Origin of the sequence: Hydrogenoanaerobacterium sp., from assembly GCF_032017025.1 — a bacterium.
Lineage (GTDB): Bacteria > Bacillota > Clostridia > Oscillospirales > Ruminococcaceae > Hydrogenoanaerobacterium.
In genome coordinates this window covers 1-9,384 of sequence record NZ_DALZQO010000010.1, presented here as the reverse complement: position 1 = coordinate 9,384, position 9,384 = coordinate 1, and the positions used below count along the sequence as shown (strand labels likewise).

10 protein-coding genes are annotated in these 9,384 nt (G+C 51.0%); 2 read left to right on the top strand and 8 right to left on the bottom strand.

Features of this window, described 5'->3' with window-relative positions:
• Both RTV33_RS07625 and RTV33_RS07620 read left to right on the top strand, forming a co-directional pair.
• On the top strand, positions 1-194 hold a 194-nt coding region (locus tag RTV33_RS07625; RefSeq protein WP_312643116.1), incomplete at its 5' end, for a hypothetical protein.
• Between the two features lie 196 nt (positions 195-390).
• Positions 391-1,584 carry an IS110 family transposase gene (locus tag RTV33_RS07620; protein WP_312643114.1) on the top strand — a complete coding sequence of 398 codons (1,194 nt, stop codon included), beginning with the start codon at positions 391-393 and terminating at the stop codon, positions 1,582-1,584.
• A 271-nt stretch (positions 1,585-1,855) separates the two neighbouring features.
• Here RTV33_RS07620 and RTV33_RS07615 read toward each other — a convergent pair whose 3' ends face one another.
• The 8 genes from RTV33_RS07615 to RTV33_RS07580 all read right to left on the bottom strand — a co-directional run.
• On the bottom strand, positions 1,856-2,302 hold the full coding sequence (locus RTV33_RS07615; protein WP_312643112.1) for a hypothetical protein: 447 nt from the start codon (positions 2,300-2,302) through the stop codon (positions 1,856-1,858).
• Positions 2,303-2,491: 189 nt separating this feature from the next.
• On the bottom strand, positions 2,492-3,421 hold the full coding sequence (locus tag RTV33_RS07610; protein WP_312643110.1) for a HipA domain-containing protein: 930 nt from the start codon (positions 3,419-3,421) through the stop codon (positions 2,492-2,494).
• The gene (locus tag RTV33_RS07605; protein WP_312643109.1) at positions 3,414-3,866 is read right to left on the bottom strand and encodes a helix-turn-helix transcriptional regulator; all 453 of its coding nucleotides are present in this window, start codon (positions 3,864-3,866) and stop codon (positions 3,414-3,416) included. The genes RTV33_RS07610 and RTV33_RS07605 overlap by 8 nt, the downstream gene beginning before the upstream one ends.
• 108 nt (positions 3,867-3,974) lie before the next feature.
• Positions 3,975-5,033, bottom strand: coding sequence for a hypothetical protein (locus tag RTV33_RS07600; RefSeq protein ID WP_312643107.1), 1,059 nt, complete (start codon positions 5,031-5,033; stop codon positions 3,975-3,977).
• 43 nt (positions 5,034-5,076) lie between these two features.
• Positions 5,077-5,337 carry a DUF6103 family protein gene (locus RTV33_RS07595; RefSeq protein ID WP_312643105.1) on the bottom strand — a complete coding sequence of 87 codons (261 nt, stop codon included), beginning with the start codon at positions 5,335-5,337 and terminating at the stop codon, positions 5,077-5,079.
• Positions 5,338-5,405: 68 nt separating this feature from the next.
• Positions 5,406-6,896 (bottom strand): peptidoglycan DD-metalloendopeptidase family protein, encoded by a 1,491-nt coding sequence (locus tag RTV33_RS07590; RefSeq protein ID WP_396327236.1) that lies wholly within the window; start codon positions 6,894-6,896, stop codon positions 5,406-5,408.
• A gap of 42 nt (positions 6,897-6,938) precedes the next feature.
• The gene (locus tag RTV33_RS07585) at positions 6,939-7,727 is read right to left on the bottom strand and encodes a hypothetical protein (protein WP_312643101.1); all 789 of its coding nucleotides are present in this window, start codon (positions 7,725-7,727) and stop codon (positions 6,939-6,941) included.
• On the bottom strand, positions 7,724-9,384 hold a 1,661-nt coding region (locus tag RTV33_RS07580), incomplete at its 5' end, for a helicase HerA domain-containing protein (protein ID WP_312643099.1). The genes RTV33_RS07580 and RTV33_RS07585, both read right to left, overlap by 4 nt.

The window sequence follows — 9,384 nt, the reverse complement described above, 5'->3', positions numbered from 1 at the left end:
ATATCGACCAGGGGAAAAGAGTGCATATTCATTCCTTTTGGATATCAATGCTCAGCTTGAGTTTTGGTATAATCCGCTCATCTTGGCAGGGGTTCTCTTCTTTCTCCGTGCAGACAATGGTTCGCTATCAGCAGAGTGAGACCCTGCCGGATGAGCACGCTGGTATCAACGCCCCAAGAGGGGTGATGATATAATTGGTCCATGCAGACAGAGGTTCTCTTCTTTATCCGTGCGGCTAAACGGTCCGCTGTAAGCAGAGTGAGGCCTCTATCTTATGGGATTTCATTTATGAGCCGGATGCGGGGGCGCTGCCTTCCGCTCATGTCGAAGCAGGTTATGATCCATAAGACTGTGAGGACTGTCTGTAAATCTTAACAAGCAGGTGATTGTGTGAATTTTATCGTTGGGATTGATGTGGCTAAGAGAAACCATGAAGCGGTCATCATGGATGAAGAGGGCACTGTGGTACAGAAATCGTTTTCCTTTGCGAACAGCTGCATCGGGTATAACAAGCTGCTTGATTTTGTCCGCAGGGTTACGCGGGATCGTGCCGCCGTTTCTTTCGGGATGGAGTCCACCGGGCACTACTGGCTGCCGTTGTATACCCGCCTGAGCAAAGAGGGATACCGGGTTCACGTCATCAATCCAATCCAGTCGGACGCGCTGCGGGGGATGTATATCCGTCAGGCAAAGACAGACTCCAAAGATTCGTTCATCATTGCCGATGTCATTCGCTTCGGTCGCTTTTCGGAAACGACGGTTTCACAGGAGAAGCTTCAGGCCCTGAGAGAACTGTGCAGAAACAGATTTTTCATGGTGGACAGTGTCTCTGATGTGAAGCGTAAGCTGACAGCCCTGATTGATCAGTGCTTTCCTGAGTATGAAGCCATGTTCAGCAGTCTGTTTGTGGAAACCTCTATCGCTGTTCTGGCAAAATATCCGACCCCGGAAAAGCTGAGTAAAGCAAATTTAGCCGCGCTGACCGCTGTGCTGCAGAATGCGAGCGGAGGGCGCTTTGGTCAGGGAAAGGCCGTGGAGCTGCGGGAGATAGCAAAAAACTCCTTCGGCGTGCCGGACAGCTGCGGTTGTTACGCCAGCCTAATCAGCTGCTACATCAAGCAAATCCGTTTTATGAAGCAGCAGGTCGATGAAGTTACCGCCGAAATTCTCCGCCTTTTGGAAGAAACAAACCCCACCATCACCTCTATTCCCGGTATCGGGCCAATTCTCGGTGCCGTAATTCTTTCTGAAATTGGGGATATCTCCCGGTTCAAATCCGCTGACAAACTCGCCGCCTTTGCCGGCATTGACCCAACGGTGAACCAGTCCGGTGACTTTGTTGGAACACGCAACCACATGTCTAAACGCGGTTCGCCCTACCTCCGACGGGCACTCTGGATGGCATCCACCGTCGCTGTGATGAGAGATCCCATGTTCCGCGCGTATTACGAGAAAAAATCCGCCGAGGGTATGCGGTATATGAAAATCATTGGACATGTTACGAAGAAAATGGCTTCGGTTATTTTTGCCGTGCTTCGTGATAACAAGCCCTACACCCCTTGTATACCCGCCGGTGTTTCCTGAATAAATATCCCTTGACGAATACATAGCCGGTCTGCTCTCTTTTCGACCGTGGAGGTAGCATGGGAATCTGGCTTGATAGCAGATTCCTGACAGCTCCGCACAAAGCCCTCACAATCGGTTTTAGCCGGTTTCGTGGGTAAACCTGCCACCCAGCATCGTAAAAGCCCACACAGGGGCAGACAGGGGGGCAACGCCGGGGGAAGGCGTGTGCCCGTCAGGTACTGAAAAAGCCGCCCCGTTATAGGACGGCTCTTTCAGCTATGCCATGGGGTTATCCGGCAATCATCTCCGGCAGGGACTTTTCTGCCTTGGTCAGCGTGATCCAATCCAGGAGGTTCTGGCATTCCCTCAGTATGTCAGCCATGTCGAACATAACCCGGCGCTCGGCATAGCTGTCCAGGTGCAGGGAGGTTTCAAACAAATCCTCCAGTGCTTCAAGGGTTTCCAGACCAGTCCAGTTCTCCAGCACATCCTCATTGTCAATGTCGATATGGGGAACGTCCTCGCCGGCATTCAGCCTTTGAATGACTTCCTTTTCCTGTTGGATAAAGCCGAGCAGCCGCTGAGTTTCCTCTGCCGGAAGCCTCCACGCTTTCTCCATCAGGGTGATTGTCTGCTCATGGGTCCCGGTATCAGCTGCGTTACCGCCGAGACTCAGCATGGCAATCGCTTCTTTCGCAAGCTGTTTCTGCAGTTTTTGCGCTCTCATCTGATCCATTTTATCAGCTCCTTCTTATTTTTTGGGGCCTTTTCTGTGGCCTCGCCAACACCATGCCACACTTTTTTTCGGAAAGCTATCACCAATTGCAATAAAATTTTGATGCACTCAACCGAAAACGGAGAAAGGATAAACAAAAAAAGCGCCATGCCCTTTCTCAAAAGGGATGACGCTTTCTTTTTGTGGATGTCACATGGTAAGGTTCTGTCCGGTCTGCTCCTGGGTACTCTGTTCCATTGCGAGGAGCTGCTCCATGCTGTAATCAAGAATTTTTGCTTTACGTTCATGGAGCATGATCCGGTAAAACTCTTTCTGCACCGGCAGCAGTGTCGGCGTTTCCACCACGATTTTATCAAGTTGCTCCATGTCGATCCGGCGGTGAACGCGCTTCAGGGCTGCGTTGCAATCTTCGTTCTTCAGAGAAGAGAGGAAGGAAAAGTACGGGATTTTCTGGCCGTTTTCTTCAATGGAGGACGCTGGGAACGTGAAAATGCGCTTGTTCATTTCATCCTCGCTGTCAAGTACGGTCTGCATATTTTCTACTGCAAGCTGCGGGTACAGGCAGGAACCACAGTCATACACCGGCGCAATTTCAGCGGTTTGGAGCTGCTCATCCACAAGAATACCCCAATTACCATTGTGCCGGTCGAAGTTTCCAAGGAGTGCATCCGCGATAAACATATCCCAAAAGAAATCCCGAAGCTGGTCTGGCGGCAGCAGGGTTTGTTCCTCAATCGCCTGTAAAATAGAGGACAGCTCTTTGCCGTATCCGCTCTGCTCACTGTCAATGCAGGTGTTTTTCAGATGGGCAAACTCAATCAACTTCTTGCCGCCCTCGGTAAAGTCACCGCAAGCTACCACCGTTTTTTTCTTGCCCCGGCTGTCGGTATAGGTGCCAAGAAGGGTTTCCTGTGTCTTGAAACCCAGAGCTTCAAAAATGTGGCACGCCAGATATTCGCTGATGCAGCCGTTGGTATAACTCATCTCCTTGTTGCGGCTCGGCCGGGGAGGAAACTTCAGCATATAGCTTTTATCGCCGTAGCGGACATTGATCTTGTTGCCGTTTGCCCCGCCGTAAGCCTTAAATTTATTCACCACACAGGGTGTGAAATCAATCATCTGTGTTCACCTCGGTTCCATACAAATATTTTTTCCGCAGATAGTCCGCCTGTTCCTCAGTGATGGTGCTGCTCCAAAGATTGGAGTTGATTGCTCCGTACAGTTCATCACTGAGGCAGTCCAAATGGAGTACCCGTTCTTTTTCTCCATGGAGATAGTCGTCAATGGCCGTTTGAAGACTGGGTGGCAAACCGGTTTCCAAGTAGGTTTTGTCAGACGGTTTGCCGTTTGTGTTACCCGGATGGGGCCGGTTATCCACCATCACCAGTTCCTCCGGAGGCATATCCAGCGCCTTGGAGAGCTTGAGAAGCGTGGCGGCATTGCACCGTTCCAGACGAGTTTTGCCGTTATAAATATCCGCAAGCGTTGCCCAGGGAACGCCGCTGGTTTTCGATAAAGCGTATCGGGAAATGTCTTTCTCCCGCAAAAGTTGTTCAAATCTCATTCTGATCACCTCAATTATATTATATCGGTGTTCCGATACAGTGTCAAGATGAAACCAGGAATGAGAACCGAACACCATAGAGAACCAGCGTCTAACCCATGGTTGCCCTTACAACTGCTGACCGCCTTGTCCGAGACTCAGACCTTCCTCGGCTTGGAGACCGTCGCAATAAGCGTCCAGAGAAAGCCCCTCGCATTTTTGGCAATAGGCGTTCATCTGTTCCAGCAGGATACCCTTTTCCACATCGTCCAGTTGATAGGTTAGTTCTTCGCACCCACCGTCCCCACGGTTGAGGACAAGATCCAGCGTATCGCAGACCTGCCGGGACTCCATATCAAAGTTGGCGTATACATTGAGCCAATCATCGTTCTCAGTCGTTTCCACATGGGTACCGAAGACCTGATCCACATTAAAATCAGTGTTGATATAGAAGTTGAGACGTCCGTCCATTTCCGAAATTTCATCGGAGAAGTGAATGTCATTTTCTGATAAACGCCGGCTGTTTTGCAAATCTTCATCAGCAGTGTGTGCCGTGTTGATCATCTGTCGGCCGTCAAGCCGCTCCAGAAAAATGCCCCATTTTTCTTTGAATGAGCGATCTTCCTTGCGGTAGGCATGATAGACGGCAGTCATCACATCCTTGAGAATAAATCCCGTCCAGCCGCTGTTTCGCTGGGCGGTGAGGAAATCGCCTTTATCGAAGTCGATGTCAAACACTCCTGTGACATTGGGGCTGCCGTCGATATACTGCCCGGTTCGCTCTGCATACTCCTTTTCGGAAATGGATTTCCCTGACTGTAAAAGATAGTCTGCGAATGAGGCGCTCTCTGTGCCAAGCTCATGGCGTAGATAGCGCCGGGTTTGGAGAGCGGTGTTGAGCAAATCGAAGGGATGCTCACATTCAATGCACCGCGCCTGCCTGTCCTCAACGATCCGAAAAACAGAAAAACGGCGCCGTTCTTCCGCACGCCGTTCTTCCGCAAGGCGCTCACCTTCGATGCGGTTGTTGATGCTAAACCGTTCATGTTCCGGGACCGTCTGCATATAAAATTCCATTAGCCGTGCCTGCATCACGGTTTCCACACTGGTTCCGGCTTCGGCAAGAATGCGCTTCAGCGCATCGTACTGATATTGATTCAGCCATAATTCTATTGATGTATCGCCCATTGTGATCCTCCTGTTCATTTAAAGCCTCAGATTCATACCGAGGTTAAACTGCATCCTGCTGGGGGGACGCTGCCGGGGTAGCCTTATTTTTTTCTTTCTGTTTTTTAGGGGGAGCCGTGGAAGGAGTGTCCTCGCACCCTTCGTCAATGTATTCCCGGACAGCGGAGGGAACATATTTTTCATAGAGCTTTTGCAAAGCATCGCCAAGCTCCTGTTCCAAGTCCGCATTTTTCTTCTCCATGTAGCGTTTGACCGCCCGGAGCTTTTCAGCATCCATTTGTATAGTGACGTCGTCTTTTTTCATATTGGAAATCCTCCTGTTGATTTTGATGGGTTTTAGTGCAGCAGAGCAGAAAGAAAAAACCAGACTGTCTACGGCAGATAATTTCTCGGATTTTTCTGCGCACCGTTAATTCTCACCTCAAAGTGGAGGTGGTTGCCGGTGCTGCGCCCGGTGGAACCCACCTTTGCAACGGTTTCACCCGCTTTTACGGTTTGCCCCTCCCGGACCAGAATCTGAGAGCAATGTGCGTACAGCGTGACCATTCCACCGCCGTGATCGATGGTCAGGTAATAGCCATAGCCGGTGCTGCCATAGACTACAGACTTCACGGTTCCCGCCTTTGCCGAGCGGATGGAAGTTCCCTTGGAGGCGCCAAGATCAAGACCAGTGTGTCCTGCCCTTTGTCCTGTGAGTGGGTCCGTCCTGAGTCCGAATTCGGAGGTCACCATGGAGCGCCAGCCATTGCCAAGCGGAGAAATAAAGCCATCGGCGGAGGCCCTTTGTGCCTCGGCATAGGGTCTGGCATACAGAACCTGCTTATCGGAATCAAATAAATCCCGATAGACAACCTCCCCTCTGGAGGATGAGGCATCCACCACTTTACCGTCCCCGGCATAGATGCCCACATGGGTAATATTCATAAAACGGCCGTTGGGCTTATGGCTCCAAAATACAAGGTCGCCGTGAGCCAGACTTGATTTGGAAATCGTCAGCCCATTGTCCACACAGTATTTGCCCTGCGCCGCAGCCGTGCCGGGGAGATTCACGCCTAACTTTCTGTATACCCACCGAACAAAGTCGCTGCAGTCGGTGTAGTTCCCTTGCCCACGCAGCTCTTGGGAGTAGGGATCGCCAAGACGGGAAATTCCGAGGCGAACCGCTTCCGCACCCACTTCATCAATGGGCAAATCAGAAAAGAAACTGTCAAGCTGATCCGGCGTCCAGTCCTCCCACATGGTGGCATCGTCATCCTCGGTGGGCGCTCCAGTACCATATAAGGCGCGGTAGTAGATCTCGTTAGCATTGGCCTGATCCTCATAGGTGATGGCTCTGCCGAATAGCGTTCTAATATTGTTATAGATTTCCGACAGGGAGGCGATGGGAACCGCCACGGTGTAGGTTTCCTCCGAGGTTGTGCCGTCATCTTTTTTCACGGTGCGGGTACGTTCCTCGTAGGTTACAAAACAGTCCACGTATTTTCGGTGTTCCACTCGTGATGGGGAGTCAGCGCCGAAGAACAGAGAATAAAAAATAGCCTTGACCCGATACTCGTCAAGGCTGTTGCCGTCCTCCATCTCTGCATTTACTGTGGCTATGGCGCCGTCTATGAGGGTGAAGCTGTGCCGCATATCCCCAATGTATTCTTTGTAATCCGCAGGCATACTCCCCGGAATCACACCGCCGTGGAAGCACAGCTCCACGGCGGTGTTGTTGTGGTTGGTGGTACCGAAGAGCAAGGAACAAACCAGCACGATGATTAAAATGAGCGGGGAAAAGATGGCGGCAATAATCCAGCCGATGGCCTTTCGGGTACGTTCATCCGAGAGTGCAGCAGCGGCGGCTTTTGCAACAGCCGTAATGGTTGCGGGGTCTGCCATGTTTTTTCACCTTCTTTCTGAATTTTACTCGCCATCGTAGCATCCGCAGGGCATGTCATTTTCAGGGAACAGCGCACACATGGCAGTCTGATTTTTGTCTGCCTCCACGAAATCCTCCCATGCCCAATTGCGCCCAAGCCCTTTTACCGTAATGAGGTTAGGCTTGGCGCCCCGTTCAATTGCGATGGCTCTGTCATATAGATCCCGGTGCTTATGATACAGGGTTCTGATTTCACGCCGCTTCATGGAGGGACAGAAAAAGCAGGAAGATTTGCCGGGCAATGGCAAACCCTCCTGCTCTATGGCTCTGATACAGTCCTCACGGTACCAGCCCCAATCGATGAGCGGATATTCCTTTTTATATTTTTTGTCCTGAATATCATAAACAAAAGCATGAGTTTTTCGGTGTTCCTCACCGGCGTCAAAACCGATGTATTTGGTAACACGGCCGCCCTGTTCCCATACCTCCAGACAAGGTTCATAGTGGTTGCAGAACTTATCCTGCGGCGCGATCTTATGCTTGAGGGAACATTTCTTATACCCATAGGCGATGGCCGGCAGGGTGCCGGATCGCAGACATTCCTGCTCCAATGTGAGACGGTCGCCGTTTACATCGGTGTATTCCACCACGGTGATTTCCGGCATTCCATGTGCGGTTAGCCAGCGGTTCATAATGGGCAGGTACTCATAGGTGTGCGCCTGTTCGCCACCGGTGTCTGAAAACAGAATCAAGTCAACAGAAATATTCCTTTGGTGCATCCCCACCAGCATAGCGGTGCTGTTGGTGCCTCCACCGTATCCAACGATGTTCATCTGCCGCCCGCCTTTCCAAACAGCCTTTCTTTGTAGACAGGGGCATGAACCGCAAGGTTATACCGTTCAATGCCGCATTTGTAGAGGCAGACGCCACGCTGGGGAAAGCGGATTAGGTTGTATTCGGATTCCTCTAACTGGAGGCTGTCGATATAAAACTGCTTGTCGATGTTGCCTGCGTTGAATAGAAATGTGTGAGTCGGAATCGAAAACAGAGGCTTGGTCAGTTCCCGGATGCCTTCAATATTAAAGTCCTCCAAATTTTGAGATGCCAAAATTACCGCCGACTCCTTTTTCCTGACACGCTTCATGAAATTACGGATATACTCAATCGCAGTCAGGTTGCTCAGGAACAGATACAGTTCATCAATTGATGCGGCGGTGTTTCCCTCAGTCAATAGCTTATCGCTCATAAAGGACAGCACATTGAACAGTAAGGCGTTTTTTACATTCCGACTGGCTTGCAGCAATCCTTTAACACCGAACACAATAAAGCGGTCGGAGGTCACATTGGTGTGGCCGTTGAAGAACTTACTTTCTGCGCCCATGCACATGGAGTGGAGTCCCAGCAGGATTTCCTGTAATAGTTCCGGCGGGTAAAGTTGGTATTTGGTTTTGTCGTAGCCCTTGTACTCAGCTTCGATCAGGGCATACAGATCGGACAGAATGGGGTAATCCTCGGAATTCAGGCTCCTGAAATCGGTGCGGTCGCTGATGCCGAACTGTTCATACAACTTGCCCAGCATGATTTCTATGGCATCGATATGACGGTCGGAAAAATCCTTATAGCAGCGGAAAAAATCCTTGAGAAAGGAAATGTGCTGACTGAGCTTTGTGGATTGGCGGAATGCCTGGGGCGCATCGGTGTCCTCCGGGCTGCCTCCTTCATCCCACGTTTTAGGCTCCAGCGGATTGATTCGGTATTGCCCACTCATCAGGTCGATGAAACAGCCGAGGTTCTCCGCAAGGTCAATGTATTCGTGTTCAGGGTCAAGGCACAGGACGGACTTGCCCGATTCGAGGATGTTACAGAGGATGAGCTTGAGAAGATAGCTCTTGCCCTGGCCGGAGTTACCGAGGATCAAAATGTTCGCATTCGTCTTGTCATCATCACGCTTATCGAAGTCCACGATGATATTTGATCCAAATTTATCACGGCCAACGTAGAAACCGTGGGGATCGGTCTTGCCGCTGTAGTTGAAGGGGTAAAGGTTTGCAACAGAGCTTGCAGGAAGCACCCGTTCAAACTGACTGGCAAACACGTTGTGTCCGGCAGGGCCTACGGCGAGAAAGCCCTCCCGCTGGCGCAGTATCAGCCGGTCCACATTGAGTTTTGAGCGAACAAGCTCGGTCAGGACATCCGTCTGGAGCAGTTTAAGTGCATCGGGATCGTGAGCTGTCAGCTCAATAAAAACAGCGCAGTGGAGGAGCGGCTCACGATTTCGGTGCATGGAGGACACCAGTGTGACCACATCCTGTAAATTGCTTTCGGCGGTGACTGTCTGCTGGAGATCATTGGTGCTGCTCTTATCCATGCGGTTTTTATTGGCTGCGTTGTGGATGATTCGTTTTTCCTCGGCCGCCGTTACCTGTCTGGTGTAGATGCGCAGAGTCACGCCGTCCTTTTCCCCAAGGTGGCGCAGGATAGCTTGCTCAT

Excerpts from the sequence above, each read along its gene's own strand:
- RTV33_RS07600 (WP_312643107.1), bottom strand. The coding sequence starts at position 5,033 with ATGGGCGATACATCAATAGAATTATGGCTGAATCAATATCAGTACGAT.
- RTV33_RS07595 (WP_312643105.1), bottom strand. The coding sequence starts at position 5,337 with ATGAAAAAAGACGACGTCACTATACAAATGGATGCTGAAAAGCTCCGG.
- RTV33_RS07610 (WP_312643110.1), bottom strand. The coding sequence starts at position 3,421 with ATGATTGATTTCACACCCTGTGTGGTGAATAAATTTAAGGCTTACGGC.
- RTV33_RS07615 (WP_312643112.1), bottom strand. The coding sequence starts at position 2,302 with ATGGATCAGATGAGAGCGCAAAAACTGCAGAAACAGCTTGCGAAAGAA.
- RTV33_RS07585 (WP_312643101.1), bottom strand. The coding sequence starts at position 7,727 with ATGAACATCGTTGGATACGGTGGAGGCACCAACAGCACCGCTATGCTG.
- RTV33_RS07605 (WP_312643109.1), bottom strand. The coding sequence starts at position 3,866 with ATGAGATTTGAACAACTTTTGCGGGAGAAAGACATTTCCCGATACGCT.